Here is a 26,001-nt window from a genome sequence, read left to right as displayed (position 1 = left end):
ATCTTGATCTCAAGTTGCCGTCGGGTTCTGGCCAAAAAAATGGCGCTTCTAGACCCGCGTCAGCATGTGCGCCGGCAGCCAGCCGGAGAAGGCGGGCAGCAGCGCATTGATGCGCCGCGCTGCCTCCTCCTGATAGAACTGGCGGGCGACCAGCTGGAAGATCTCTCCCCGCAGCTGCCAAAGGTGCTGTGCGGTGTGCGCCTCGTCGATGCGCCAGTGCATGCGTTCGCACATGGGCCCTTCGCATCGTTGCAGCGTATCGTGGAGCTGATGGCGCAGCTGGTCCAGGTCCAGCGTCGATGGCTCCAGGGCACTTTCATGCGGCCGGCTGTGCAGCGACTTCATCCATGCCATGGCGGTCTTCTCATGTGGAGGGCCTCGATACAGCTGGGCGTCAGCGCACAAAGCGGCCCTCGAGGCTCACGATGGAGAGGTCCGCGAAGTCCAGGCCCGTGTGGTCGTCGGGGCTGAAGCTCACTTCCAGCCCGCCCAGGTCGAAGCGTTTCATGCCTTCCAGGGCCGCCTGCAGCGTCTCCCGCGTCGGGTTCTTGCCCGCGCGCCGCAGGCCCTCCACCAGCACCTTGGCAGCGGCATAGCCTTCCAGCATCGCCGGCGACAGCGCTATCCCCTTGGCTTTGGCCAGGTCGTTGGCTTCCTGCACCATCGTGTAGGCGTAGGAGCGCTCCGCCGGGTAGACCTGCGTGACGATGACGCCGCGTGAATACTCCCCCAGCGCCTTGATAAAGCCCGTCGATGCATTGTTGGACAAGGTGACCACGCGCACGGACGACTTGGTGGCGCGCAGGGCCCGCACCCCTTCCGCCACGGCGTTGCTCGAGCCGATCCAGAGCACGGCTTGTGCATCGCTTGCCAGAATGGGTGGAACAAGCTGGTTGTAGTCGGGCTTGCTGCGGTCCGCTTTCAGGATATTGGTGGGCTTCAGCTTCGCCTGCGTAAAGCCCTTGTTGGCCCCTTCCAGCCCGTCACGGCCAAAGGAGTCGTCCGCATGCACCACAGCGATACGCTGGATGCCCAGCGTGTGCAGGTGCTCGATGGCCTTCTCGGCCTCTCGCTGGTAGGTTGCGCGCACGTTGAAGACATAGCGGTTGACCGGCTGGTGCAGGATCATCGCGCCCGTGGAGGGGCCGACCAGCGGCATGTGGTTGGCTAGCAGTACGGGCAACACGGCTTCGGTGGGGGGCGTGCCGCGCGTCAGGAACAAGGCGACGGCGCCGCGCTCGGCCAGCTTTTGCGCGTTCTCGCCGGCGAGCTTGGGGTCGAACTTGTCGTCCAGTGACACCAGCTCCAGCTGCCGGCCCGCGATCCCGCCCCGCGCGTTCACCGCGTCCAGCCACAGTCGTGCGCCGTCGGTGTTTTCCTTGACGCCCGCGGCCACGGGACCCGTGAAACCGGCTGTCTGGCCGATCAAAATCTGTGCGTGTCCCGCGCCGCACAGGACGGCTGCCAGCAGCGCTGTGGCCCATCGACTTACAGTTTTTGTGTCCATTTGTTACCTTTCGTCTTCTTGTCGGCGAACGATACAAATGCGCATCTATAAGATCAAATACGATTCAAACCATCTCTTGAGACGAAAAAAATATGGAGCTGAACCCTGTCGTTATGAGCAGATTTGGCCTCTGGCGCGGCTTTCGGAGGGAAGGCCTCATCACAGCCCCTGAAAACACCGATAACCGTGGCCGTGAATGTGCGCCTGGCCAGGCAAAGTGCAGGGTGGATATCTGGCGCGGGAGAATTGTTGCTATTTGTAAATATGCAGCTTGTGCGTAGCCATCAAGGGTGGGTGCGCCATTACACCTATCACCCTTCGAATCGCCTCACCCCGGCCGCAGCATCGCCATCGTGATGCGCGAGACACAGGTCAGTTCGCCCGCGTCATTGGTGAGCTCGATTTGCCAAACCTGCGTACTGCGCCCTATGTGCACGGGCCGCGTGGTGCCGGTGACCCAGCCGCTGGTGACGCCCTTGAGGTGGTTGGCATTGATGTCCAGCCCGACAGCGCGGTGCCCTTCGGGTGCCGCATAGGCCGCGCCGCAAGAGCCCAGGGTCTCCGCCAGCACCACCGATACGCCGCCATGCAGCAAGCCATAGGGTTGCACCGTGCGGCGGTCCACCGGCACGCGGGCACGGATGAAGTCGTCACCCACCTCCAGGAATTCGATGCCCAGATGGGTGACCGCACTGTCGGCATTGTGGTGCGTGAGCAGTTCGACGGAGATGGGCTGTTTCCAGATGCGCATGAGGGTTCTCACAGGGCTGATACCCCCTCACTATAAGGTTGCGGCCTACAGCGCTTGGGCACCTTGTCGCGTAGGCTGCAGCGGCGGCCGGGCTTAAGCTGGCCGTATGAGACACACGGAATACATGAACCTGGATTACCGGGACCGGGGCTGCCCGGCTCCATCGGGCCGATGACACGTTCGCACAAATGGCTGGCAGGGCTGCTGGGTGTCGCACTGGCCCTCGGCTTGCTGTGGTTCGCCGCACTCCGGCTGTTGCCGAGTGACGAGGAACTCGCGCAGCGTGCTGCCACCGAGCTTGAGGCGCAATTGGGCGTCAAGGTCCGTGTCGGTGCATTGCACTGGCGTTTGCTGCCTTCGCCGGCGGTGGTGATTGAAGAGGCCAGCACGGAACAGCCCCAGCCGATCCTGATTAAAAAACTCACCGTCTATCCGGACCTCTTCGCCCTGTGGCAACGCCGCGTGAAAATTGACCGCGCCGATCTGGAAGGTGCCGTGGTGCCCCAGCTGTCGCTGCGCGGATTGGGGAAACAGCGTGAAAAAAAAGACGAGATGGCCGGCGATGAACTGCCGCTGGCGCGCTTTGTGTTTCACGACGTGACCTGGATCTCGCGCCGCGGCATCTCTGTGGTGTATGACGGCGAGGTTGATTTTGACCCCGGCTGGCGTCCGCGCAAGGCCGCGCTGAGGCGTCCCAATGTCGAGCCCACCACCCAGCTGAGCCTGACACGCCAGGGCCAGGAAGACCGCTGGGATACACGCATTCGGGTGGGCGGCGGCACGGCCGATGGGGAAGTCCGGCTCGAGTTTCGCGCCAACGGGCGCATGCATCTCGAAGGCACCCTGCAGCCCCGCGATATCGAAGTTGAAAGTGCATTGGCTGCTTTCAATCGCCGGTCTGTCGTTGCAGGTCGGGCCTCTGGCGAAACCACACTGTCGGCCAACGGCGACACGGTGGCCGAGCTGGCGCAGTCGTTGCACACCAAAACCCCCTTTACGGTGGGCAAGTCCATGCTGCTGCGCTTTGACCTGGAAAAGGCCGTGCGCACGGCCGGCAAGGAACACGCCGGCCAGACACCGCTGGACACCATCACGGGCCAGCTCGACACGCAGAACACGCCCGAGGGTATGGTGGTGACCTACACCGGCGTGAGGGCCAGCTCCGGTGCGCTCACCGCCTCGGGTGACGCCAAAATTGCCAACCGGCAGATCGCGGGCGAGTTTGCCATTGACCTGGTGGACGGCATAGTGGGCATCCCGCTGACGGTCAGCGGCCCGCTCGACAACGTCAAATTCTCCGTGTCGGGCGGCGCCATTGCGGGCGCCGTGGTGGGCACTGCGGTACTGCCGGGTGTTGGCACGGCCATTGGGGCCCGCATCGGCTCCACACTGGGCAAGATTTTCAGCCCGGGCCCGGCGCAGCCTGCCAGCGCGGCGCGCAGCGGCAAGGCACCCGCCGCACCGCCCAAATCGCGCTGAGGGTCCGATCCATCAACTGCGCCCGGCGGGTCCGGTTGCCGTCAATACCCACATCCGATGCTGAGCTTCTGGCCCTCTGAATTTGCCGCAGGTGGTTAAAATCCCGCTGAAGCAGCGCAAGCCAACACCATCATTTTTTGCGGATACCCACGTTTCAACGACCCGCATCAACCGACCATAAGGCCATCGATATGCCACAGCAGCAGTCTGCCGCTTCCACCACCGCATCGACTCCCCTGGAGCGCGCGCTCGGGCAAAACGAAGCCGTCAAGGACACCGTGGAGCAATCGGCCGCCGAGCTGCTGGTGATCAATACGGTGCTCAAGCAGGAACTCCCGCCGCATGTGCAAGCCGGCGAAGTGGCTCAGGCCCTGCAGAAAACCGACGCCCTCGAAACCCGCATCCAGGAATCCGCTGAAGACCTCGCGCAGGTCAATGAAACCCTGGAACAGGAAATCGGCGAGCGTGCCGACCTGGAACGCGAACTCGCCAGAACCAAGGCGGCCCTTGCCAGGGCTACTGGCCAGCCCCAGGCCAAGTAACTGGCTAAACCGGCCAGGCCGACGATAAGCCGGCCATGCCCCGGCAATTTCACAGCTGCCTGCGCTTTGTCATCAATTGGTAAGGGTTTACCCCTAGAATCATTTAATCCTAAATGATTTGCTTTGCCCTTCTGGCGCGCTGCTGTGCGCCGGTTGGCGAGCGGTTTTTACCCTGCAAGGTCACTCGGCCTTGTCTTTTGGCCTTCACGGCTACCCCACCTTTTGGAGATTTGCGATGCTTCGCCGCCGCTTCCTTTCGTTTGCCCCTCAAATGGCTGCCCTTGCCGCCGCCCCTGCCTTCATCCGCAACGCCTACGCCCAGGAAGGCCTGACGGCCAAGGCCATCACCATCGGCAGCACGGGCGCGACCAGCGGCCCGCTGGCCGGTGTGGGCGCCGAGTTGAAGCAGGGCGTCGATGCCGCCATGGGCGAGATCAACGCCAAGGGCGGCGTGAATGGCCGCATGCTGCAGTTCCAGATGATGGACGATGCCTATGTGCCGCAGCGCAGCGCCGACAACGTCAAGAAGATGATCGGTGACGGCAGCATTTTTGCGCTGATGTCCTGCGTCGGCACGCCCAACAACGCCGCCATCATGCCGGTGATTGAAGAGTCCAACCTGCCTTACGTCGGGCCGCGCTCGGGCGCCTCGTCGCTGCGCAAGCCCGGCATGCGCAACGTGTTCCACGTGCGCGCCAGCTTCACCGACGAAACCCAGCGTCTGGTGCAGCGGCTCGTGAGCATGGGCATGAAGGACCTTACCGTCGTTTATCTGGACAACGACTACGGCAAGGAAGTGCTGGCCGACGTCAATCGCGCACTCCAGGCGCAGGGCGCGAAGGCCGCTGCGCAGGTGGCGCTCGCCGTCGACGGCAAGAACCTCAACGACGTCGTCAGCCAGGTCGTCGCGGGCAAGCCCGGCGCCGTGCTGCTGGGGACCGCCGGCTCGGCTTCGGTCGGCGTGATTGCCGCGCTGAAGAAAGTTTCGCCCATGCTGCCCATCGCGGGCCTGAGTGTCACGCTGTCAGGCGAAGGCATCAAGGCGCTGGGCGCGGCCGGTTCCGGCCTGGCGCTGACCATGGTGTTCCCCGACCCGTATCGCGCCAGGCTCGAGGTGGTGCGTGAGTACCAGGCCGCCATGCGCGCCATCGGCCAGCAGGAGTTCTCGCTCGGCAGCCTGGAGAGTTACATCAACACCCACGTGATGGCCGCGGGTCTGGAGCGCGCCGGCCGCGACCTGACGCGCGCCAAGCTGCGCACCGCACTGGCCGGCCTGCAGAAGTTCGACCTCGGCGGTTTCAGTGTCGACTATGCCGCGCCGCCGTTCGCGGGTTCGAAATTTGTCGAACTGGGTGTTCTCGGCGCAGGTGGACGTTTCCTGGGCTGATGGACCATTGATCCTGGCTGGCAGCGCCTGTTGCCGCCAGCCAGAAAAAAGCCCCGGTTGTTGGGTCAACCGGGGCTCTTGGCATTAAAAGGAAGCTGAAGCCCAATCAGGACTTGCGCAAGCAGCTATCAAATAGATAGCGATTCGTTGATCAGGGTTTGCGGCTCAGCAAGGCGTACAACAGGATGGCGCCGAAGGTCGCGGTGCCGATGCCACCCAGTGCGAACTGGCCGAACTTCAGCGTGAAGTCACCGGTGCCGAGCACCAGCGTGATGGCGGCAACAATCAAATTGCGGTTGTCCGAAAAGTCCACCTTGTTGTCGACCCAGATCTTGGCGCCGGCCACGGCGATGAGGCCGAACACCACGATACTCACGCCGCCCATCACCGGCAGCGGAATCGCCTGGATCAGCGCGCCGAACTTGGGGCTGAAGCCCAGCACGACGGCGATCAGCGCCGCCACCACGAAGACGGCGGTGGAATAGATCTTGGTCGCCGCCATCACGCCGATGTTCTCGGCGTAAGTCGTCACGCCGGTGCCGCCCGCGCTGCCCGAGACGATGGTCGCCACGCCGTCGCCGATGAAGGCGCGGCCCATGTAGACATCGAGGTTCTTGCCCGTCATGGCCGTCACCGCCTTGATGTGGCCGAGGTTTTCCGCCACCAGGATGATGGCGACGGGCGCAATCAGCAGCATGGCATTGGCGCTGAACACCGGTGCTGTGAAGCCCGGCAGGCCGACCCAGGCGGCATTGGCAATGCCCGACAGGTCCATCGGCTTGCCCAGGCCCAGTCCGTTGGTCAGCACTGCATAAATCACGCTCGCCACGATCAGGCCGACCAGGATCAGCAGCCGCTGCACCATGCCGCGTGTCATCACGGCCACCAGGGCGACGCTCACAAACGTCACCACCTGCATCCATGAATCGAAATTACCGGCCGCCATATTCTTGATGGGAATGCTGGCCAGGTTCAGGCCGATTACCGCCACCACGGCGCCGGTGACCACAGGCGGCATGAAACGTTCTATCCAGCCGGTGCCGATGGACTGCACGATGAAGCCGATCAGCGTATACACCACGCCGCAGGCAATGATGCCGCCCAGGGCCACGCCCAGGTTGGCATTCGGCCCCTTGCCGGCGTAGGCCGTGGCGGCAATCACCACACCGATGAAGGCAAAACTCGAACCCAGGTAGCTGGGCACCTTGCCGCCGGTGATGACGAAGAAAATCAGCGTGCCGATGCCGCTCATCAGGATGGCGATGTTGGGGTCAAAGCCCATGAGGATGGGTGCCAGCACCGTGGCACCGAACATCGCGATCACGTGCTGCACGCCCATCACCGCGGTCTGCGGCCATGGCAGGCGTTCGTCGGGCCCGATGACGCCGCCCTGTTGCAATACCGCGCTGCTTTTTTCTGTCCAGTCCAGCATTCCCATCATGTCTCCTCGTTGTAAAAGTGAGGCAATGCTAGGGGGAATGCGCGCGCCGCACAAGGGCGGGCACGCTGGAGAGGTACCTGGCTCAGGCCAGGAAAGCGGCAACCTGGCGCAGCACCTCATCATCCTTGAGGATTTTGCGATGGCCCAGGCCTTCGGTGGCCACCAGGCGTGCGCCGGCGATCGCCTCGCTATAGGCCACGCCGTCGGCAAAGCGGTTGATGCTGTCCTGCCGGTCATGCACCACCAGCGTGGGCAGGGCGATGCGCGGGCCGACCATCGCCGGCTCGAACTGCGGCATCAAAATGCCTTCGCGCGCCTCGATGCGCCGCTGCATGGCCGCGCGCGTGGATTCGCGCAGGCCGAATACGTGGGCGAACAGCCGCGTGTATTCGAGCGGCGAGGCAGGCGGCGCCAGCAACACCAGCCGGCCGGCCGCCAGCCCGCGGCTGGCGGCATAAGCGCCGGCGTTCGCCGACAGCGAATGCGCCACCACCGCGCGCAGCGTATGGCCCTGTTGCTGCAGCCGTGCGGTCACGTACTCGAGCACGCGCGCAAACTGCGGCAGGTTGGTGACCGAGCCGCTGCTGCGGCCATGCGCCGGCATCTCAACAATCACGGGCCGCAAGCCTTGCGCGCTCAAGACCTCCGCCAGCGCCAGCATCTGCCCGGCGTGTCCGCCCCAGCCGTGCACCAACAGCACCACCGGGCCGGCAGGCGCGACGGGGCGGCTGTACATCGTCACGCTGGCGTCTTCAAAAGGCCATTGCTCAATGTGCCAGTCGGGGCTCCACTTTCTGCGGCGACTCACCCACTTGGGCGGCAGCGGTGTGCCGAACAGGCGGTAAGCCGCCCGCACAGCCAGCGCCGGCCAGAGCTGCTGCGAAGCGCCCAGCCCCCAGCGGAAAATGCGTGTCAGGGGGCTGGCGTTATAAAAGGCCGCGGTGGCCTGGAGCGATGTGCGTGTCATGGTCTGCTGTCTCCGCGGTTTTCAGTACCAGACCCAGTCTTCATTGCTGCGCGGCAGTGTGCGCAGCGAAGCCTGCACCGCCATCACGGCGCGAACGCCAAAATAAATGCCAAAGCCAATGATCAGGATCAACATGATTTCCTCATTTCTCCGCACAGTCGTGCGAAATTAAAACTTGCCAACACATCGAAAATGGCATGGCTGCCCTTTCCGCCCAGTTTGTCTCTTACTTTTTGGTGACTGTCTCGGTCTGGTAGCTCTTGATCAGGCGCTCCCAGGCTGCCTGGGCCCGTTCAGCCGCGCGTGCATCGCGTAGAAAACGGGCATCGTGAAACATCCCCATGGCAATGCTGCTGATTTCCATGACCAGCTGTTCCGCATCGGTGTCGGCCTTCAGTTGACCGGCCTCCATGGCCTGCAGCACGGTGCGCCGCAACGTGGCGCGCCAGCGGGTGACCTCGCTGAACAGCAGGTCGCGCAGCTCGCCTTCGCGGTCGTCCAGCTCAAAGGCGCCCGCCGTGTAAATACAGCCTGACTTGGCTTCCACATCGCGCGTGCGCACAATCCAGCGCTGCACGATGGCTTCCAGCCGCGGCAGGCCCTTGGGCTGCTGCATGGCGGGCACGAACACGTCGGCAATGAAGCGCCGGCCGAACTCTTCGATCACGGCCTTCTGCAAAGCCTCGCGCGAGCCGATGCGTGAAAACACGCCGCTCTTGGAAATACTGATGCGGTCGGCCACAGCCTGCAAGGTGATGGCTTCCAGACCTTCCGCCGCAGCCAGGTCAATGCCTGCGCCGATGATGGCGGCGCGGGTCATTTCGCTTTTCTGGGTTTTGGCGTCCATGCGGCGAATATTAGCACGATTGTGCGAAAGTGCAATCCCCTCACCGCGTCACGGGTTTCGGATCTTCCGCGCAGGGCTAGCAGGCGGCGACGCAATCGATCTCGATGTCAAAGTGCCCTGGCCATGCCGGCACGCAGATGAAAATCCGGGCCGGTGGATCCTGGGGAAAGTAGCGGGCGTAAATAGCATTGACCGTTGCAAATTTCTCGACCGATGTGCAATAGATGTTGCACTTCAGCACCTGGTCCAGCGACGAACCCGCTGTTTCCAGGCAGAGCTTCATCTGCTCCAGCACCAGCTCGGTCTGGCGTTCGAGGCTTGCATTGATGACCTCACCCGTGGCGGGATCAAACGGCGGAAGGCCAGAGACATAGACCGTATCGCCATGGCGCGTCATGACCGAAGTGGGCGCCTTCCACCGCTCGAGCCAGGTTGAAAGGGGCTCGACGCGAATAATCTCTTTGGCCATGCGTTGCTCCTGGGCAGGGTGTGCGGGGTGATGCGGGTACATCCACATTTGTACGCGGCTACGGCACTTCTTTGCTTCGCGCGGGAACGAAGCATTCACACCTGCGGCTAACGGCGACGCCTGATCGTTGGCGTCGGGCCTTTGGGCATCAGCCCCACCGCCGCCCGGGCCAGCGTATCGGCCTCCCGGTTGCGGTGGCGAGGTATCCACACCAGCCGCGCGCTCGCGAAGGAGTGCAGCACGGCGCGCACCTCTTCGAACAGCGGAGCCAGGCGCAGGAATGGCTCCGTGGCAGTTCCCGCCAGCTGCTGGACCACCACGCTGTTGTCGCAGTGAACAAGCAGCGCCGTTGCACCCTGCTGCCCGGCGTACTGCATGGCCGCCATCAGCGCACGCAACTCCGCTTCGTTGTTGCAGCCTCGGCCTTCCGCGGTGATAGACAGCGGATGCCGGCTGCCGTCCGGCCCGGTAACGACTGCACCCAGGCCCATACGGCCAGGGTTCGGCACGGCGCTGCCGTCGCAGTAGATGATCCAGGGGGCGCTATTCAATGAGCACTTCTTTCATGCGGAGTTAGCCAATATAGGCCATGGCGGGGATACCACCGGGTCGCATCCGCCTCGTCCTGGTTTATGGTTACGGCCATGTTCCAGATACGCAAGTACCAAAACTGGCTGCAGGCCACACGCGGCCTGTCATTCGACAACTATGACGCGCTGTGGCGCTGGTCGGTCACCGACCTCGACGCCTTCTGGCAAAGCATCTGGGATTACTTCGAACTGCAGTCGCCCACCGCGCACACGGCCGTGCTGGGCCGGCGCAGCATGCCGGGGGCTGAGTGGTTTCCCGGTGCGCAGGGCAACTACGCGCAGCAGGTGTTCCGCCACACGGCCGCGGCCGACGCGGCGGGCGTGCCTGCCATCGTCAGTCACGGTGAAGCCAGCCTGGCGAACGGCGAAGCAGCGCGGGAACTGGGTTGGGCCGAGATGCGCCGGCAGTCGGCGTCGCTGGCCTTGCACCTGAAGGCGCAGGGCGTACAGCCCGGCGACCGCGTGGCCGCCTACTTGCCCAACACGCCCGAGACCATGGTCGCCTTCCTCGCGACGGTCAGCATAGGCGCCGTGTGGAGCGTGTGCGCGCCCGACATGGGCACGCCCGCTGTGCTGGACCGTTTTCGCCAGATTGAGCCCAAGGTGCTGATTGCCTGTAACGGCGTGCACTACGGCGGAAAGGACATCGACCGCCGCAGCGTGGTGGCGGAGCTGGTTGCGGCGTTGCCCAGCGTCACGCACGTGATCCTTCACGAGGTGCTGCCCGGCAATTCAAATGCTATTGATTTGATAGCTGGTTGCGCATACCTGCAAAGCGCCACAGCCCGAAACGATGCACAAACAGCGGCCTTCGAGCCACTCTGGCTGCCGTTTGACCACCCATTGTGGATCGTCTATTCCAGCGGCACCACCGGCCTGCCCAAACCTATCGTCCACGGCCATGGTGGCGTGGCCTTGGTGGGGCTGGCGCTGCTGCGCCTGCACAACGACCTGGCACCCAGTTGTGCCGACCCGGTCAATCCGGAACGATTTCACTGGTACAGCTCCACCGGCTGGATCATGTGGAACGTGCAGGCCGCCAGCCTGCTTAACGGCACGACCTGTTGCATCTACGACGGCAACCCGGCGGGCACGAACAAGGACGCACCTGACTGGACCACACTGTGGCGCTTTGTCGCCAACACCCGCGCTACCTTCTTCGGAGCGGGCGCGGCCTTCTTTGCCAACTGCATGAAGGCGGGCATTGACCTCGCGCAGTGCGGAGACCTGAGCCGGCTGCGCACGCTGGGCACGACGGGATCACCGCTGAGTGAGGACACGCAGCGATGGGGAACCGCGCAGTTCGAGAAGCTACGTGATCGGGAAAACCGAAGACGCCTGACCGCCGGGCCGCCCCAAGGCCAGGCAGCCCCCTCGAGGGGCAGCGTATTACACGAAGTGAAAAGCGTGGGGGCACCGATCTGGTGGTGCAATATTTCCGGCGGGACTGATTTCGCCGGTGCGTTTATAGGCGGCAACCGCGAACTGCCCGTGGTTCCCGGCGAAATGCAATGCCGCATCCTCGGCTGCGCGGTCGAGGCCTGGAACGACAAGGGCGAGTCCGTTGTCGATGAAGTCGGTGAGCTGGTCTGCACGCAGCCGCTGCCGTCCATGCCGCTTTACTTCGTTGGCGACAAGGACAACCAACGCTACCTCGCGAGCTACTTCGACACCTACCCCGGCGTGTGGCGGCATGGCGACTGGCTCAAGGTTACGCCCTCGGGCAGCTGCATCATCTATGGCCGCAGCGATGCCACTATCAACCGCCACGGCCTGCGCATGGGCACCAGCGAGCTTTACAGCGCGATTGAGGCGCTGCCCGAAGTGCTGGACTCCATGGTGGTCGACCTTGAATACCTGGGCCGTGAAAGTTACATGCCGCTCTTCGTTGTACTGCGTCCCGGCCACGAGCTGGATGACGCGATGAAAGCCAAACTCAACCAGGCCGTCAAGACCGCGCTGTCGCCGCGCTTTGTGCCCAACGACATCTTCGCCGTGCCGGAAATTCCGCGCACGCTCTCGGGCAAGAAGCAGGAATTGCCGATCAAGAAACTGCTGCTGGGCCAGCCGCTGGAGAAGGTGGTGAACCGCGACGCGATGGCCAACCCCGGTTGCCTGGACTGGTACGTGGCTTTCGCGCAAAAGCGTGCCGCAGGTGATCGGCGGGATTGAGCAGGCGGTTCACACCCGCGCGCGCAACCACTGCGCCAGGTCCGTCATGACCCGCAAACCGACAGGCGATACGGCAGTGAAATGGATACAGGCATGAATCGCCTCCGGGTAGTGCCGGTGCGCCACCTCCACCCCGGTCGAGGCCACGCGCAGTGCGAGGGCATGGCCTTCGTCACGCAACGGGTCGTGGCCCATGGTGGCCACCCAGGTGGCGGGAAGGTTCGCCAGGCCCCCTGAGTCCAGCAAGGCAAAGTCAGGATGCTTGTCCGCACCGGCCTGCTTGCCGAGATAGCTGGCCATAAACCACTGCATCACGCCCATGCTGAGAAATTTGCCTTCGTTCTCCGGGTAGGAGGCACTGGGCTGGCTGGGGTGTTGTGCCACCGGATAGATCAGGCCGAGCGCGCGAACGGCTTTTGCGTTCACGCGCCGTGATGCCACCAGTGCCAGCTGTGCACCGGCGCTGTCGCCGGCCACCGCGATACGGTTTGCGTCGCCGCCCAACGCAGAGGCATTTGCCAGTACCCAGCGCAAGGCGGCCTCGACGTCGTCAGGTGCGGCGGGGAAGGGGTGCTCCGGCGCCAGCCGGTAATCCACCGCCACGACCAGCATGCCGGTGTGGTGGCACAGCGTGCGGCAGACCTTGTCATGGGTCTCCAGGTCGCCGATTACAAAACCACCGCCATGCGCATACAGCAGCACAGGCCAGGGGCCGATGGTGTCGGGGCTGTACACGCGCAGGCGCACGGGGCCGCCCGGACCGGGAAAGCTGGTGTCATCCACTTTCCCGATGGCCGGGGCCGGCAAACCCAATGTGTCGGCCAGCTCGCGGTAAACCTGCCGTGCGATGGCAGGTGGCAGGCTTTCCAGCGGCGGATTGCCTTGCGCGGCGGCCTGGGCCAGAAAGCCGGCCAGGCCAGGGTCCATATCGGCCGTCTCCAGCACCGGCTTCACAACAGCATTCATTCGAGAGTCTCCTCATGGGTGGGTAACGTGTTCATCGCAACAATTTGCCGTCGCGGGCGCGCATGCCGATCTCGACATGGTCCGAGGCGTGGTGCCGCTCCCGGCCGAACGAGAGCCTGAAGCCGCCCAGGTCCAGTGCTCCAAGGCTTTCAATCGCCTCGCCGAGGCGCAGCCCGTCGGCGCGGGGCCCGGCGCGGCGCAGTGCCTCCGTGCAGACACGCAGATTCAGGTAGGACTCCAGGCCTTCGAAGGTCATAGCTTCGGGGCCGATGAAATCGTCTGCATCGCGCTCGAGCTCGCGCACGATGGGCAGGCGGGCCACCTCGGGATTCGGCACCACGCTGGTGTAGCCCACCAGCCGGTTGCGGAACAGCCGTGTCAGCTGCGTCAGCCCCGCCGTCGACAAAGTGGCGACGGTGGACGGCACGCTGTCATAGGCTGAGGCCGGAAGCCGCCCCAGCGCATCCAGCACCTCGTTGCCCAGGTTGAGGACCAGGGCCTGCGGCGCGGCCTTGGCCACGTCGCGGAATGCCGCTTCGATGGACGCCAGCCGCGCGTCGGCGGTGATGCGTGTGACCTGCCGGCCGTCGCGTTGCAAGGCTGCCACCAGCGCCTCGGTGCGCGCCGGTTCGGAACCGTCGGCCAGCACCGCCACCCGGGTGACGCCGATGGATGCCAGCTGGCGCACCAGTGCATCGGCCTCGCGCGCATCATCCGGTCGCAGGCTGAAAACATGGCGGACATCGGGGGAACGCAAAGCCGACGCGCCCGACATCGGGCCGACCAGCGGCACGCGAAGTTCGCGCGTGGCCTGGGCAGCCTCAAGGCAGGCCCGTTCACCGAGGCAATTGGCAATCAGCACCGCCTTGTGCTGGCCCACCAGGATGCGCAGGTTGGCCGCCACACGCCGTGGGTCACCGCCGTCATCCAGCGTCACCAGTTCAACGCGTCGCCCGGCAATTCCGCCCGACGCGTTGACGCGCTCCACATGCGCGCGGGCGCCGGCCAGCACGCGGTTGGCGACCGGAAAGCCCGCACCGGTGAGCGGCAGAGACTGGCCGACGACCAGGGTGTCGGGCGCGGCATGGCTTGCCGCGGCCGCGCCCAGCAGCATCGCCGTGCCAAGAAGCCTGCGCGTGCGGCGGGTCAGTGTGTCGCTACGCCGGCTCATACCGGCACTCGTGCATTGACCGGCATGGGCAGGGCCACCGCCGGCCGCAGCAGGAAGTAGCCCAGCGCGGGCAGCAGGACCAGCGCCCCCACCATGTTCCACACAAACATGAAGGCCAACAAAATGCCCATGTCGGCCTGGAACTTGATGGGCGAAAAAGCCCAGGTGCCAACGGCTAGCGCCAGCGTGATGCCGGTGAGCAGGACCACGCGGCCGGTGAACTGCAGCGCGTGGTGGTAGGCCTCGGACAGGCTGGCGCCTTCCCGCATGCGGGCCAGCGTGATGCTGAGCACATAGAGGGCATAGTCCACGCCGATGCCCACGCCCAGCGCAATCACCGGCAGCGTGGCAACTTTCACCCCCATGCCCAAGCCCACCATCAGCGCCTCGCAAAGGATCGAGGTCAGCACCAGCGGCAGTACCGCCACCACCACCGCACGCCAGGAGCGAAAGGTGACCCAGCACAAAATCACCACCGCTGCATACACCCACAGCAGCATCTCGCGCATGGCCTTGCCCACCACGATATTGGTCGCCGCATCAATGCCGGCGCTGCCCGCGGCCAGCTTGAAGGTGACGTCCTGCGTGTTGTTGATCGCAGCGAAGCGGTCCACATCGGCCACCACGCGCGCCAGGGTTTCGGCCTTGTGGTCCTTCAGGTAGACGTACAGCGCGAGGAATGAGCAGCTCTGGTTAAAGAGTTCGCGCGGCGCGCGCGTCTGCACCCCGCCCAGGGCGCCTTCATTGGGGAGCAGCTCAAACCACTTGAAGTTGCCTTCGTTGTAGCCCACCATGGCCAGCTTGGACAGCGCGGCCATCGAGTTGGTGGACTCCACCCCGGGCAATTGTTCAAGCTGCCAGGCCAGGGCGTCCACCTTGGCCAGCGTGCCGTAGGCCGTGCATTTATCCGCGGGTGTGGTCACCATCACAGTCAGGATGTCGGCGCTGGCCGCGTAGTGGGCGATCTGGTAGGCGTTGTCCTGGTTGTAGCGCGAGCCGGGCCGCAGCTCGGACGCGCCGGGGTCGAGGTCGCCGATTTTCAAGTGCAGGCTGATGGCATAGCCGCCTGCGGCCATGAGCGCCGCAACGACCACTGCTGCCGTGGCCCAGCGCTTTTGCGTGAAATGGTCCAGCAAGGCCCATAGCCATGAACGTTGCGCCCCCTGTGATGCTTCCTGGCGCAGGCTGCGCGCCGCCGCAGCAGGGGCCACACCCGCATAAGACAACAGGATGGGCAGCAGCACGAGGTTGGTGAAGATCAGAACCGCCACGCCGATGCTGGCAATCAGGGCCAGGTCCTGGATGACCTTGATCTGGATGATGACCAGCACCGCGAAGCCCACAGCATCGCAGAGCAGGGCGGTCAGGCCTGCGACGAACAGGCGCCGGAAGGTATAGCGGGCCGCCACCACACGGTGCGTGCCGCGGCCTATGTCCTGCATGATGCCATTCATCTTTTGTGCGCCGTGGCTCATGCCGATGGCAAACACCAGGAAGGGCACCAGAACCGAATAGGGGTCAAGCTCATAGCCCAGCAATGCCAGCAAGCCGAACTGCCAGACTACCGCCACCACCGAACACGCCACCACCAGCGCGGTGCTGCGGGCGCAGCGGGTGTAGGCAAAAAGAACCGCGGTGGTGATGGCAAGTGCCAGCAGGAAGAATAGCAACACCTGATGCAGGCCCTCGATCAGGTCACCAGCCACCTTGGCGAAACCGGTGACGCGGATCTGCAGCGCATCGCTGCCGTGCTTGGCGCGCAGGACTTCGATCTGGCGTGACAAATCGCCATAGTCCAGTGCCTTGCCGGTGTCCGGGTTGCGGTCCAGCAAGGGAACAAACACGATGCTGGACTTGAAGTCGCCCGCCACCAGCTGGCCGATTTCCCCCGAGCGCTCGACGTTGGCGCGCAGCCCGGCCAGGCTGGCAGGCGAGCCGTCGTAGGCATCGGGGATCACCGGCCCGCCGTCCAGGCCTTCTTCGGTCACGGCCACCCAGCGGGTGTTGGATGTCCACAGCGACTTCATGAAAGGCCGGTCCACGCCGGGCAGCAGGAAGATTTCGTCGTTGATCTTCTGCAGCGCATCGAGGTAGGCCTTGTCGAAGATCGTGCCCTGCCGGGCCTCCACCACCAGCCGCAGCGCATTGGCCTGGCCGCCGAGATCGGCCTTGTGGGCCAGGTAGTTGACGATGTAGGGGTGGCCCGTCGGAATGGTTTTTTCAAAACTGGCGTTGAGCTGCAGCTTGGTGGCCTGCCAGCCCAGCACGAGGGTCAGCAGCAGGCACACCGCCATGACCCAGGGCCGGTGATTGAAAAAAGCGCGCTCAAGCAGCGTGCCCGAACGCGTGTCAAAGTCTTCAAGCCGCGCGACGACGGGCTGGGTATCTGAAGAGGAAGCGGAGGAGGAGGAATCGGCGTGCATAAAGTTTCGCTGTTGGCGGCGTATGTCTCTTCGTTGTTTTCAGTTAGCCGGCAGTGCGGGCAAGTGCCGCATGCCACGCAGGCTTGCCAGCACCAGGCTGCCGTCGGCCGCCAGGGCAACGCCGGAAACCGGAACCGGCTCGCGTGCCGGGATGCGCCGCAGGCCGGGCCCGCCTGCGGTGCCCATCAGGGCGTCGCCCGCCTGGCTCATCAGCACAAAACCGCCGTCCGGCAAAGCCATGCCGGCTCCCACCGCCATGGGCACGCCGGTGTCGAGCTTGTCCCAGTGCACGCCCTCGTCTGTCGAGCGATAGGCTGAGCCGCGCAGGCCGTAGGCCACCAGCGCGCCGCCTCGGGTGCGCAGCAGGCCGAAAAAGCTGCCCTTGTACGGTGACTGCAACGCGGTAAAGCTGGCCCCGCCGTCACTTGAGCGCAGCAGCAAGCCCTGCTCACCGGCGATCACCAGCGTGCGGCCGTGGGCGCGCACGCCGTACAGATGCAGGGCTTTCGGGTTGGGCAGCCGCGGCCCCCACGCGGTCCATGTCTTGCCGCCGTCTTCGGTAGCAAAAATCAGGTTGTAAGCACCGACGGCAAAGCCGCGCCGGGCATCCACAAATTCCAGGTCAAAAAATGGTTTGTCTGCACCTTCTTCAACCAGATGCTCTGCCTGCGCCATGGCCTGGCTGTCGCCACTGCGCTGCGCAGCCTGCTTCACCAGCTCGGCCGCCTGGATGCCATCGAGCTGCTTTTCCCAGGTGGCCCCGCCGTCGACGCTGCGCAAAATCACGCCCAGGTGTCCTGCGGCCCAGCCGGTGCGTTCATCGGCGAAACACACGGCCGTCAAGGTGGCTTGCACAGGCACCTGCGCCTGTCGCCAGGTGGCGCCATGGTCATCCGACAGCAACACCGTGCCGCGCTCTCCCACCGCCACGAGCCGGGTGCCGGCCCGTGTCACGGCCAATGTGGCCGCGCCTGACGCCTTGGGCGTGACCAGCGCCGGCTGTGACAACACGGCGGGCCCGTTGGCAGCCCACGCGGGGAGTGCAGCGGAGGCCACCCAGCCGAGCAGCCCCATCAGGGCTGCCCGCCGCGCAGCGCGAGGCTGGGCACTTCCGGTCATCAGCGAGCGCCTTCGCTGGCGAGCGATTCAGCGCTGAAGAAGGAGCGCGGAATCGGCGGCTGCACTTCGTACTGCTTGGGCAGCTCGTTGGAAGCCATGTTCAGGTAATAGGCGCCGGTCTGCATGTCATAGCCGCCCCACAGCACGACGTTGGTCACGGCCGGAATGTCCGGTGCCGTCAGCATCAGTGCGTAGTTGGTGCGCCAGAGCTGGCCTTTGGCGTCCCAGCCGTCGAACAGCGCGATCTGCCAGGAGTCTTCGTCGATGTAGTACTTGCGCTTGGGCACCACGTGGCGCTTGCCGGCAGCCAGTGTGGCTTCCACTTCCCATACCCGGTGCAGCTCCCAGCGTACCTGCGCAGGGTTCAGCGTGTTGGGCGTCACCAGGTCTTCGATCTTGGCCGAGGCGGCGCGGTTGTTGTTATAGGGAATGTAGATTTCCTTCTTGCCCACCAGCTTGAATTCGTGCTTGTCGATCGGGCCAAACAGCGTGAAGGCCTCGTCGAACAGACCGATGCCGGAGGTCACCGAGTCGGGTGTGTCGTAGGCCACGGAAGGCGCTTTGCGCACGCGGCGCTGGCCCACCAGGTACTGCCACAGGCCGCGCGGCGCGGCATCCGAAACACCGTCGAGCGCGAGAATGGCTTCGCCCGCCTTGGAGCCCGGCGCGTTGACCACCAGCTTGCCGTACTGGTAATAGCCGTCGAACTTCTCGGCGGTGCCGTCCTTGTCGTAGAAGGCCTGGCGTATGGTTTGCGTGCCGCCGGAGGCCATGGTGCGCTTGCCATCGGACGTCACCACCCACACGCGCATCGGCATGGAAAAGTTGCCGCCGCGCCAGGCTGTGCGCTGGTTCCACATGGCTTCATAGCCGTCTTTGGGAATCGGAAATGGTGTGCCGCCAAAAGCGCCTTCCATGCCGTAGCCACCTTCAATGGTCTTGGCCCGGGTGGCGTTCCTGAAGGTGTTGTCGTACACCGACTGCGGCGCCGCCGCGGTGCGGTGCGTGGGGTACACGTCGACGCGGAAGTCGGGGTACTTCTTCATCAGGGCCTGCACGCCGTCGGTCAGCTTGTCGGCGTGCTGCGCCATGTTTTTGGCGTTGATCGACAGGATGGGTTTTTCGTTGGGGTAGAGGTCGGGCCGCGCGTCGCCGTTCTTGTAGCCCGGGGTGGCCTTGGCGAGGCCCCCTTCCCACGGCGGAATGGTGCCTTCCTTGTTGCCGGCTTTCTCGGCGCCCATGGGCGTCAGCGAGGATTTGAGTTTGGCGGCCTCTTCGGCGGTGACAGCGGCCTGGGCGGACATGGCGCCGGCCAGCAGGGCGGCCACGAGCAATGAAAGTTTTGCGGTCTGCATCATGATGGTTGTCTCTGTAATGTTTTTCAGAAAGTGCGGGAAGCGGTGAAGGAAACGTAGTTGCGGTCTTTCAGTGTTTGCCCATAAGACAGCATGCGGGTGGGGGTTCTGGGGTCCGTGACGGTCAGGGTGTTTTCCTTGCCGAAGAAGGCGGTGTAGTTCAGGGCGAAGTTCCAGACGTTCTGGTATTTGCCCTTGATGCCTATGCTCACGTCGCCCGCTTGGCTGGCCCCGCCAGCAAAGTTGATAACGGCTGCGGAACGGCCGCCGAAGTTGTAGCCCAGGCCCAGCGGGATGGACAGGTCCAGGCCCGGCAGCACCTGGAAGTACTGCGGCTCAAAGATCATGCGGAACGCCGCGGCGTTCCGCGTTGCGTTCGGGTCCAGCCCGCCAAAGCCAACGGCGCTGGGGTTTTTTGTCACGCTCATGAGCCGGTTCCAGGCCAGTTCGGCCACCAGGGCGCCGCCGTCCCACAGGCTGGACTTGTTGAGTACGTAAATGCCCGACAGATTCAGGTGCGCCGTCTTGCCGGTTGCATAGCACGGGTTGGAGGGCGAGCCGTCGCAGTTGACTGGTGGCATGAAGGGTGCGCCGCCCAGCACGGCGGGATCGCTGGCCAATGGCGCGTCGGTGCGCACCGAGCCCTCCAACGCCCAGTTGAGCTGTCCTATCGACGAAGTGACGCTGGCACCAAAAGTCTTGATGCCCTTGGCGTAGACGTTGTGCACATTGCCGTTGATCAGGTCGAACACCGGAACGGCCGGGGTCTTGTCGTTGTAGCGTGCCGCGTACACGCCGAACTCATAGTTGCCGCCGGCCGGCGCCCAACGCAACTGGGCGCCGAACTGGCCGCTGTCGCCCGGCTTCTGGTCGCGGCTGGTGTCGGTGGGCAGCACCGGCCCGCCGAGATAGACACGGCCGCCGCCTATGTAGTCCTGGTTCGAAAAATAGCTGCCGACCCCGGGAATCTTGCTGGGCCGCCACTTGAGCTGGTAGTAGCCGCCCAGCGTCACGCCATCGGCCACCTGCAGCGTGCCGGAAATCTGCTCCACCGGCAGAAGTACTTCCTTGAATTGCCAGTTCGGCACCGAGACGATTTTTGCGATGTCCACCGGGCCTTGCGCGTTGGCAATGCCGTTCTGGCCGAAGAACACGCTCTCGCCATACTGCAGCGCGTGCTTGCCGACGCGGATCGAGGCTGGCATGCTGCCGATGGATCCCTTGCCCCAGACGAAGGCGTCGAGGAATTCGTCTCCACGGCCATGCTGCTCCCGGGTTGCCGGGACGAACTGGTTGGCGGCCTGGCCGGCGAAGTTGCTGACGCCGGCCGTGCCGTCATTGGCATTGGCGCGAAGGTACTGCGAGTCGTACCAGGCGGAGTGACTGATGCGCAGGCCCCAGTTGCTGCGGCTGTAGTCAAATTCGGTCAACAGGTCGGCGCGGTTGGAGATCAGGCCCTTCTTGAAGTTGAGGTCGCCGTCGTTTTCATTGGTCACACCGCCATCGCCGCGGGCGGCCGGCGAGGTGAGCAGTGCGGACGGGTCCTTCAGCCGCCAGGCCAGGCTGTACTTGGGTGTGAAGTCCAGCCGGATTTTGGTGTCGGGGTCGCCGTTGTCCAATTCCAGGGCGTGGACCGGCAGTGCGCAAGCCAGGCCGCAGGCCAAGGCCAGCGTGGCTGGCCTGAAGGGGGTGAATACCTTGTTCATCGAATGTCTCCTCGTTATGTGTCGTTGTTACGTGAATGGGGGATGGGTGCCCTCGCACCCGTGGCGTGTCAGCGTTAGATGTAGTTAGATATAGGTAGAGGCCAGGCCGCCATCAACGGGAATGTTGGCGCCGCTGACCCAGCGCGCGGCGTCGCTGCATAACCAGGCGATGACGGGTGCGATTTCGTCGGCAAAGCCAGGGCGCAGCATGCGATGCGCATCGGCTTGAACGCGCTCCTGGCCCAGCATTGCCACGAAGTCGCCCAGGATGGGTGTGAACACCGGGCCGGGCGCCACGCAGTTCATGCGCACGCCTTTGCCCAGGAACCACTCCTGCGACTGCGTGGCGTTCCAGACGATCAGGGCTTCCTTGAAGTACTGGTAGCAGGTCGCCTGCGGCACCGGGTGGCCGCGCAGCCATGCGGCGCCGGCTTCAAATCCTTTGGCTGCCGCCAGCTCCTTGTGCAGGGCCAGCCGCTGCGGCCATTCGGCGCCCAGGATGGACGCCACGTTGACGATGCTGCCGCCGCGCGGCATGCGCGCCAGCACCTTTTCCGTCAGATGCCGCAGGCCCAGGTAGTTCACGCGGGCCACCAGCTCGCCGTCAGCCGTGCCGGGTACGCCGGCGATGTTGCACAGCGCGTCAACCTGCGCCGGCAACTGGGCCACGGCGGCATCGATGGCCGCGGCGGTGCCGAGGTCGGCCTTGATGAAGCCGCCCAGCGTCAGGCTGGGATCGTTGCGGTCCATGCCGATGACCGTGGCGCCCTGGAAGCGCGCCAGCCTGGCCACCTCGGCGCCGATGCCGGACGAGGTGCCGGTGATGACAATGGTTTTGCCTTGCAGGCTCATAAAGCCTCCCGGGTATGCGGATTCATGAAGGTCTCCTTGATGTGGTGAGCCAAAAAAATCGAAAAAGCCGAAAAGTCGAAGCGTTCCGTTAGAACGGGAACATGGGCGCGGTGTCCTTGACGGTCATCCACTGCCACTGCGTGTATTCCTCCCAGTCGGACGGGCCGCCCACGCTGGTGCCGTTGCCCGCGATGCCGGGGCCGCCGAAAGGGTTGACGCAGTCGTCGTTGACGGTCTGGTCGTTGATGTGAACCATGCCGGCCTTGAGCTGCTGCCCCACGGCCATGGCGCGGCCCACGGAGCGGGAGATGACGGCGCAGGCCAGGCTGCCGCTGTTGTTGTTGGCCAGCGCGACCGCTTCCTCGTCACTGCCGAAAGTGACGATGTTGGCCACCGGGCCGAAGGTCTCTTCATCGAACACGCGCATGCCGGGCTTGACGCCGGACAGCACCGTCGGCTTGTAGAACAGGCCGTCGTAGCTTCCGCCGGCTTCCAGCTTCGCGCCGGCCTTGATGCTGTCCTGCACGATGGCATGCACGCGATCGCGCTGGCGCGCATCGATCAGCGGCCCGAGCGCAACCTGGCCTGTGGCGCCGTCGCCGACCGGCAGGTGCGTGGCCTTGGCGACCAGGCGCTGCAGCAGCGGGGCCGCGATGCTCTGGTGAACGAGGATGCGGTTGGCGGCCATACAGATCTGGCCCTGGTGCAGGTAGGCGGCCCAGGCGGCGTTGCTCGCGGCGATGTCCAGGTCGGCGTCGTCCAGGATGATCAGCGAGTTCGCGCCGCCGAGTTCCAGCGACACTTTCTTCAGGTGCTTGCCCGCGAGCTCGCCGATGCGCCGGCCCACCGCGGGCGAGCCGGTGAAGGCGATCATGGGCACCAGCGGGTCGGTGACCAAAGCTTCGCCGGCTTCGGCGTCGCCGGGCAGCACATGCAGCAAATCCCTGGGCAGGCCGGCCTCCGCAAAAATGCGCGCGATCATCAGGCCGCCGGTCACCGGCGTGCGGGTGTCGGGCTTGATCACCACGGCGTTGCCCGCGGCCAGCGCCGGGGCCACCGCGCGCAGCGTCAGGATCAGCGGAAAGTTGAAGGGCGAGATGACACCCACCACGCCGTGCGGCACGCGGCGGGCGATGCTGGTGCGCCCCGGTACGCTGGGCAGCACATGGCCCTGGGGCTGCAGCGGCATGGCGGCGGCCAGGTGGCAGATGGTGATGGCTTCGCGAATCTCATGCTGCCCCTTGGGCAGGATGCCGCCCGTCTCACGCGTGGCATACAGAGCGAGTTCATCAAAGTGCTGCTGGAACAGCGCGCCGGCGCGGCGGAAGACGTCGGCCCTCTCGCGCGGGGGCAGGGCGGCCCAGGGCTTTTGCACGTTGGCCGCCGCCCGCGTGGCCGCGGCCACGTCCGCCGCATTGGCGATGCCCACCGTGCACATCACTTTCCCGGTCGCCGGCTCGACCACGTCGCGCTTCCCGCCGCCTAGCGGCGCTTGCGTCAGCGCGGAAAAATCCAGAAATGCCATCGCGTCGGATACACCCATTTGCTTTTGTCCTTACGGTTGTTTGATCAGCTCGCCACATCGGCGCGTCGTGCTCCTGTATCGCAATGCATGTACCAGCGCCGCGCGAAAGAGTCCGCTTGCTGCGCTGCACCCAAAGTTTTTTCACTGGGAAACCCGGGACATACCCTAGGTATGTTTGCTGCGGTGCAGCACATGGAAATCACCCATACTTTTCTGATCAAATGGTTATAAAGTTGAATCAAATTTCACCAATTGATCAAATTGAGGAGCAAGCCATGCGCGTATCCGATCGCATTTCCCTGGCCGAGGTGGCCCGGGCCACCGGTGTCGCGCTGGGCAGCTTCGACAGCGCGTCGGTGGCCAAAGCCATGGGCGGGTTTGCCAGCACGCACATCGGCGGTGACACGCACCCGACGATCGCTGACATCAGCGAATGCCTGTTCTTCTCGCCGGGCGACGGGCGCATCTGGCTGCAGGACCAGCGCATGGTGCTGCTGCACACCGAGGCGCTGGGCTCCATGCGCCGCGAAATGATTGACAGCCTGGGCATCGAAAAAGCCCGCGGCCTGTTCACCCGCGCCGGTTATGTCAGCGGCGCCCGCGATGCCCAGCTGGTGCGCAAGCACTGGCCCGACGCCGACCCGCCGGCTGCAGCCATGGCCGGCACGCGCCTGCACGCGCTGGAGGGCGTGGTGAAGGTCGAACTGGTCAGCGTGACCTACGACCCGGACACCAGCGGCTATGAAGGCGAATTCATCTGGCACAACTCCAGCGAAGACGATGAACACATCGCCGCCTACGGCATAGGCGGCTCCCCGGCCTGCTGGATGCAGGTGGGTTACGCCACGGGCTATGTCAGCACGCTGTTCGGCCGCCTCATCGTTTTCCGGGAAACCATGTGCCGGTCCATGGGCCAGGCGCAATGCCGCGTGGTCGGCAAGTCCGCCGACAAGTGGGACAACATCGAAGAAGACATGCGCTACCTGAACGCCAGGGAGTTTGTCGACACCGCGGCCTATGCGCGCAGCGAAGCGGGCCCGGCCGACCTGGCGACCGGCGACGTGCCGGCCGGCGACGCGATGGTGGGGGCCTCATCGGCCTTTAACGCGGCCTGCCATCAATTGAGCCGGGTGGCGCGCACGACAGCCACCGTGCTGTTCACGGGCGAGTCGGGCGTGGGCAAAGAAAAGTTTGCCAGCATGCTGCACAGGATCAGCCCGCGCAAAGAGCTGCCGTTTATCGCGGTGAACTGCGCGGCCATCCCGGAAACCCTGATCGAGTCCGAGCTGTTCGGGGTGGAGCGCGGCGCCTACACCGGGGCCAGCCATTCGCGGCCAGGCCGCTTTGAGCGGGCCAGCGGCGGCACCCTGTTCCTGGACGAAATCGGCATGCTGAGTTTTGTGGCCCAGGGCAAGCTGCTACGCGCCCTGCAGGAGGGCGAGGTCGAACGCGTGGGCGGCACGCGCGGCATCGCGGTCGACGTGCGCGTGGTGGCCGCCACCAATGAAGACTTGCGCCAGGCCGTGCGTGAAGGCCGATTCCGCGAAGACCTGTTCTTCCGGCTCAATGTGTTCCCCATCCACCTGCCGCCGCTGCGCGAGCGGCGCGACGACATTCCCCTGCTGATGAACCATTTTCTGAACCACTACCGGCGCAAACACGGTTGCAACACCGGCGGCTTCACGCAGGCCTCGGTGCGCACGCTGCTGAACTACGACTTCCCCGGCAACATCCGCGAACTGCAAAACCTGATCGAGCGCGCCGTGATCATGGCCGATGCCGACGGCTTGATCGACGTGCACCACCTGTTCACCGGCGGCGAGACCTTGAGCACCGAGGTCATGACCTTGCGGATGCAGGGCAGTTCAGGCACCTTGAACTTCGAGGGGGCGCCGGCCGGCGCGCATCCCGTGCCGGCAGGGACCGCCGCTTCGCAGCGGTCCCTGGAGCAAACCGAGCGCGACATGCTGGAACGCGCCATCTCGGCCTGCCAGGGCAATCTCTCAGCGGCGGCGCGGCGGCTCAACACCACGCGGGCGAAGCTGGCTTACCGCGCCAGAAAACACAGCCTGATTTGAACCGCGTGCGGCGCCGTGGATCAAGCTGCCGGCGCCAGCGCCCCCAGGTAGGCCCTGACCTTCTCGTCGCGCGCCAGCGTGTCGAAGTCAGGCGCTTCGCTGACCGCACCTTTTTGTACAAAGATGAAACGCTCGCAGCATTGCCGCAGGATGTCGACGTGGTAGGGCTCGTTGGGATGCAGGCATAAAAACACCAGGCGGCCGTTGGCCCTGAGTTTGGCGAAGAAGTCCAGCATGAAGCCGATGTAGCCGTCCTGCGTATTGAACTGCGGCTCGTCGAACAGATGCACCAGCGGCGAGTCGTTCTGTGCGTGTTCCAACATGAAGTCGGGTTTGGTTTTCTGGAAAGACCGCACCTGGTAGGACTGGTGGTAGTGAATGGCGAGGCGATCCCGCTCGCGCGTGCGTACCTGGTGGATGTCCTGGCCGTTGACCAGCACACGGCCCGCGCTCGGCAGGTTGCTGCCGGTGATCAACTCGAACAGCGTGGTCTTGCCCGAGCCGTTAGGGCCCATGACACCGACCACGCAGGGCTTGTGCACTTCGAAATCGGCGGTCAATGAAAAGGTCGTGGTCTTGCGGAAGACGCCGCGCTGGTATTGCTTGGCGACGTTCTCGACGCGTAGCAGTGGATGGAGTGGATGGCTCATGCGG

General features: G+C 64.6%; 22 protein-coding genes. 5 read left to right on the top strand and 17 right to left on the bottom strand.

The features are described from left to right. Window positions 1-48: 48 nt before the first annotated feature. The 3 genes from AC1D13_RS13445 to AC1D13_RS13435 all read right to left on the bottom strand — a co-directional run bounded on the left by AC1D13_RS13445 (window position 49) and on the right by AC1D13_RS13435 (window position 2,258). Window positions 49-354: a hypothetical protein gene (locus AC1D13_RS13445; RefSeq protein ID WP_457281836.1), complete on the bottom strand. Its 306-nt coding sequence runs from the start codon at window positions 352-354 to the stop codon at window positions 49-51. Window positions 355-394: 40 nt separating this feature from the next. Further along, entirely contained in the window at window positions 395-1,507 is a 1,113-nt protein-coding gene (locus AC1D13_RS13440; protein WP_457281835.1) for an ABC transporter substrate-binding protein, read from the bottom strand. 328 nt (window positions 1,508-1,835) lie between these two features. After that, window positions 1,836-2,258, bottom strand: coding sequence for a hotdog fold thioesterase (locus AC1D13_RS13435; RefSeq protein WP_477667014.1), 423 nt, complete (start codon window positions 2,256-2,258; stop codon window positions 1,836-1,838). 171 nt (window positions 2,259-2,429) lie between these two features. Here AC1D13_RS13435 and AC1D13_RS13430 point away from each other — a divergent pair, with 171 nt between their 5' ends. The 3 genes from AC1D13_RS13430 to AC1D13_RS13420 all read left to right on the top strand — a co-directional run bounded on the left by AC1D13_RS13430 (window position 2,430) and on the right by AC1D13_RS13420 (window position 5,666). Next, the gene (locus AC1D13_RS13430) at window positions 2,430-3,737 is read left to right on the top strand and encodes a hypothetical protein (protein ID WP_457281833.1); all 1,308 of its coding nucleotides are present in this window, start codon (window positions 2,430-2,432) and stop codon (window positions 3,735-3,737) included. Between the two features lie 191 nt (window positions 3,738-3,928). Continuing rightward, complete coding sequence (locus AC1D13_RS13425; RefSeq protein ID WP_457281832.1) at window positions 3,929-4,279, top strand: hypothetical protein; 351 nt, start codon at window positions 3,929-3,931, stop codon at window positions 4,277-4,279. Between the two features lie 235 nt (window positions 4,280-4,514). Continuing rightward, entirely contained in the window at window positions 4,515-5,666 is a 1,152-nt protein-coding gene (locus AC1D13_RS13420; protein ID WP_457281831.1) for an ABC transporter substrate-binding protein, read from the top strand. Between the two features lie 151 nt (window positions 5,667-5,817). On the opposite strand, the gene AC1D13_RS13415 is transcribed toward AC1D13_RS13420, so the two are convergent. From AC1D13_RS13415 to AC1D13_RS13395, 5 genes are all read right to left on the bottom strand, one after another. Beyond that, window positions 5,818-7,104, bottom strand: a complete 1,287-nt coding sequence (locus AC1D13_RS13415; protein ID WP_457281830.1) for a solute carrier family 23 protein — start codon at window positions 7,102-7,104, stop codon at window positions 5,818-5,820. Window positions 7,105-7,189: 85 nt separating this feature from the next. Further along, window positions 7,190-8,074 (bottom strand): alpha/beta hydrolase, encoded by an 885-nt coding sequence (locus AC1D13_RS13410; RefSeq protein ID WP_457281829.1) that lies wholly within the window; start codon window positions 8,072-8,074, stop codon window positions 7,190-7,192. Window positions 8,075-8,300: 226 nt separating this feature from the next. Further along, window positions 8,301-8,921 (bottom strand): TetR/AcrR family transcriptional regulator, encoded by a 621-nt coding sequence (locus AC1D13_RS13405; protein WP_457281828.1) that lies wholly within the window; start codon window positions 8,919-8,921, stop codon window positions 8,301-8,303. 76 nt (window positions 8,922-8,997) lie between these two features. Beyond that, the gene (locus AC1D13_RS13400; RefSeq protein WP_477667011.1) at window positions 8,998-9,390 is read right to left on the bottom strand and encodes a RidA family protein; all 393 of its coding nucleotides are present in this window, start codon (window positions 9,388-9,390) and stop codon (window positions 8,998-9,000) included. A 107-nt stretch (window positions 9,391-9,497) separates the two neighbouring features. Beyond that, window positions 9,498-9,941 carry a ribonuclease HI family protein gene (locus AC1D13_RS13395; RefSeq protein ID WP_457281826.1) on the bottom strand — a complete coding sequence of 148 codons (444 nt, stop codon included), beginning with the start codon at window positions 9,939-9,941 and terminating at the stop codon, window positions 9,498-9,500. A 93-nt stretch (window positions 9,942-10,034) separates the two neighbouring features. Here AC1D13_RS13395 and AC1D13_RS13390 point away from each other — a divergent pair, with 93 nt between their 5' ends. Beyond that, window positions 10,035-12,152 (top strand): acetoacetate--CoA ligase, encoded by a 2,118-nt coding sequence (locus AC1D13_RS13390; protein ID WP_477689699.1) that lies wholly within the window; start codon window positions 10,035-10,037, stop codon window positions 12,150-12,152. Between the two features lie 9 nt (window positions 12,153-12,161). Here the strand turns inward: AC1D13_RS13390 and AC1D13_RS13385 are convergent, their stop codons facing one another. The 8 genes from AC1D13_RS13385 to AC1D13_RS13350 all read right to left on the bottom strand — a co-directional run bounded on the left by AC1D13_RS13385 (window position 12,162) and on the right by AC1D13_RS13350 (window position 23,287). Continuing rightward, window positions 12,162-13,118 carry an alpha/beta hydrolase gene (locus tag AC1D13_RS13385; protein WP_477667010.1) on the bottom strand — a complete coding sequence of 319 codons (957 nt, stop codon included), beginning with the start codon at window positions 13,116-13,118 and terminating at the stop codon, window positions 12,162-12,164. Between the two features lie 31 nt (window positions 13,119-13,149). Next, window positions 13,150-14,289, bottom strand: a complete 1,140-nt coding sequence (locus AC1D13_RS13380) for an ABC transporter substrate-binding protein (protein ID WP_457281823.1) — start codon at window positions 14,287-14,289, stop codon at window positions 13,150-13,152. Next, on the bottom strand, window positions 14,286-16,712 hold the full coding sequence (locus AC1D13_RS13375) for an efflux RND transporter permease subunit (protein ID WP_457281822.1): 2,427 nt from the start codon (window positions 16,710-16,712) through the stop codon (window positions 14,286-14,288). Before AC1D13_RS13375 ends, AC1D13_RS13380 begins: the two co-directional genes overlap by 4 nt. A gap of 39 nt (window positions 16,713-16,751) precedes the next feature. After that, window positions 16,752-17,831, bottom strand: a complete 1,080-nt coding sequence (locus tag AC1D13_RS13370) for a WD40/YVTN/BNR-like repeat-containing protein (protein ID WP_477667008.1) — start codon at window positions 17,829-17,831, stop codon at window positions 16,752-16,754. After that, on the bottom strand, window positions 17,831-19,189 hold the full coding sequence (locus AC1D13_RS13365; RefSeq protein WP_457281820.1) for a DUF1329 domain-containing protein: 1,359 nt from the start codon (window positions 19,187-19,189) through the stop codon (window positions 17,831-17,833). The genes AC1D13_RS13370 and AC1D13_RS13365 overlap by 1 nt, the downstream gene beginning before the upstream one ends. A gap of 23 nt (window positions 19,190-19,212) precedes the next feature. Next, a complete protein-coding gene (locus AC1D13_RS13360; RefSeq protein WP_457281819.1) occupies window positions 19,213-20,892 on the bottom strand; it encodes a DUF1302 domain-containing protein in 1,680 nt (559 codons plus the stop codon). Between the two features lie 84 nt (window positions 20,893-20,976). After that, window positions 20,977-21,744 carry a coniferyl-alcohol dehydrogenase gene (locus tag AC1D13_RS13355; protein WP_477667007.1) on the bottom strand — a complete coding sequence of 256 codons (768 nt, stop codon included), beginning with the start codon at window positions 21,742-21,744 and terminating at the stop codon, window positions 20,977-20,979. Between the two features lie 88 nt (window positions 21,745-21,832). Then, window positions 21,833-23,287, bottom strand: a complete 1,455-nt coding sequence (locus tag AC1D13_RS13350; RefSeq protein ID WP_477667006.1) for a benzaldehyde dehydrogenase — start codon at window positions 23,285-23,287, stop codon at window positions 21,833-21,835. Between the two features lie 257 nt (window positions 23,288-23,544). Between AC1D13_RS13350 and AC1D13_RS13345 the strand changes: the two genes are divergently transcribed. Continuing rightward, window positions 23,545-25,347 (top strand): sigma 54-interacting transcriptional regulator, encoded by a 1,803-nt coding sequence (locus AC1D13_RS13345; RefSeq protein ID WP_477667005.1) that lies wholly within the window; start codon window positions 23,545-23,547, stop codon window positions 25,345-25,347. A 20-nt stretch (window positions 25,348-25,367) separates the two neighbouring features. On the opposite strand, the gene AC1D13_RS13340 is transcribed toward AC1D13_RS13345, so the two are convergent. Continuing rightward, window positions 25,368-25,997, bottom strand: a complete 630-nt coding sequence (locus AC1D13_RS13340) for an ATP-binding cassette domain-containing protein (RefSeq protein ID WP_477667004.1) — start codon at window positions 25,995-25,997, stop codon at window positions 25,368-25,370. Window positions 25,998-26,001: the final 4 nt, after the last annotated feature.

Source organism: Polaromonas sp. P1_E12 (assembly GCF_056405975.1).
Note: the sequence above shows the minus strand (reverse complement) of the source record. Positions and strands in the feature narration are given on the sequence as shown.

What these genes read in the sequence shown, in the direction of transcription:
- AC1D13_RS13345 (WP_477667005.1), top strand. Translation starts at nt 23,545, where the DNA reads ATGCGCGTATCCGATCGCATTTCCCTGGCCGAGGTGGCCCGGGCCACC.
- AC1D13_RS13445 (WP_457281836.1), bottom strand. Translation starts at nt 354, where the DNA reads ATGGCATGGATGAAGTCGCTGCACAGCCGGCCGCATGAAAGTGCCCTG.
- AC1D13_RS13400 (WP_477667011.1), bottom strand. Translation starts at nt 9,390, where the DNA reads ATGGCCAAAGAGATTATTCGCGTCGAGCCCCTTTCAACCTGGCTCGAG.
- AC1D13_RS13410 (WP_457281829.1), bottom strand. Translation starts at nt 8,074, where the DNA reads ATGACACGCACATCGCTCCAGGCCACCGCGGCCTTTTATAACGCCAGC.
- AC1D13_RS13370 (WP_477667008.1), bottom strand. Translation starts at nt 17,831, where the DNA reads ATGACCGGAAGTGCCCAGCCTCGCGCTGCGCGGCGGGCAGCCCTGATG.
- AC1D13_RS13420 (WP_457281831.1), top strand. Translation starts at nt 4,515, where the DNA reads ATGCTTCGCCGCCGCTTCCTTTCGTTTGCCCCTCAAATGGCTGCCCTT.
- AC1D13_RS13435 (WP_477667014.1), bottom strand. Translation starts at nt 2,258, where the DNA reads ATGCGCATCTGGAAACAGCCCATCTCCGTCGAACTGCTCACGCACCAC.
- AC1D13_RS13430 (WP_457281833.1), top strand. Translation starts at nt 2,430, where the DNA reads ATGACACGTTCGCACAAATGGCTGGCAGGGCTGCTGGGTGTCGCACTG.
- AC1D13_RS13415 (WP_457281830.1), bottom strand. Translation starts at nt 7,104, where the DNA reads ATGGGAATGCTGGACTGGACAGAAAAAAGCAGCGCGGTATTGCAACAG.
- AC1D13_RS13375 (WP_457281822.1), bottom strand. Translation starts at nt 16,712, where the DNA reads ATGCACGCCGATTCCTCCTCCTCCGCTTCCTCTTCAGATACCCAGCCC.
- AC1D13_RS13405 (WP_457281828.1), bottom strand. Translation starts at nt 8,921, where the DNA reads ATGGACGCCAAAACCCAGAAAAGCGAAATGACCCGCGCCGCCATCATC.
- AC1D13_RS13365 (WP_457281820.1), bottom strand. Translation starts at nt 19,189, where the DNA reads ATGATGCAGACCGCAAAACTTTCATTGCTCGTGGCCGCCCTGCTGGCC.
- AC1D13_RS13355 (WP_477667007.1), bottom strand. Translation starts at nt 21,744, where the DNA reads ATGAGCCTGCAAGGCAAAACCATTGTCATCACCGGCACCTCGTCCGGC.
- AC1D13_RS13360 (WP_457281819.1), bottom strand. Translation starts at nt 20,892, where the DNA reads ATGAACAAGGTATTCACCCCCTTCAGGCCAGCCACGCTGGCCTTGGCC.
- AC1D13_RS13425 (WP_457281832.1), top strand. Translation starts at nt 3,929, where the DNA reads ATGCCACAGCAGCAGTCTGCCGCTTCCACCACCGCATCGACTCCCCTG.
- AC1D13_RS13385 (WP_477667010.1), bottom strand. Translation starts at nt 13,118, where the DNA reads ATGAATGCTGTTGTGAAGCCGGTGCTGGAGACGGCCGATATGGACCCT.
- AC1D13_RS13440 (WP_457281835.1), bottom strand. Translation starts at nt 1,507, where the DNA reads ATGGACACAAAAACTGTAAGTCGATGGGCCACAGCGCTGCTGGCAGCC.
- AC1D13_RS13350 (WP_477667006.1), bottom strand. Translation starts at nt 23,287, where the DNA reads ATGGGTGTATCCGACGCGATGGCATTTCTGGATTTTTCCGCGCTGACG.
- AC1D13_RS13390 (WP_477689699.1), top strand. Translation starts at nt 10,035, where the DNA reads ATGTTCCAGATACGCAAGTACCAAAACTGGCTGCAGGCCACACGCGGC.
- AC1D13_RS13340 (WP_477667004.1), bottom strand. Translation starts at nt 25,997, where the DNA reads ATGAGCCATCCACTCCATCCACTGCTACGCGTCGAGAACGTCGCCAAG.
- AC1D13_RS13380 (WP_457281823.1), bottom strand. Translation starts at nt 14,289, where the DNA reads ATGAGCCGGCGTAGCGACACACTGACCCGCCGCACGCGCAGGCTTCTT.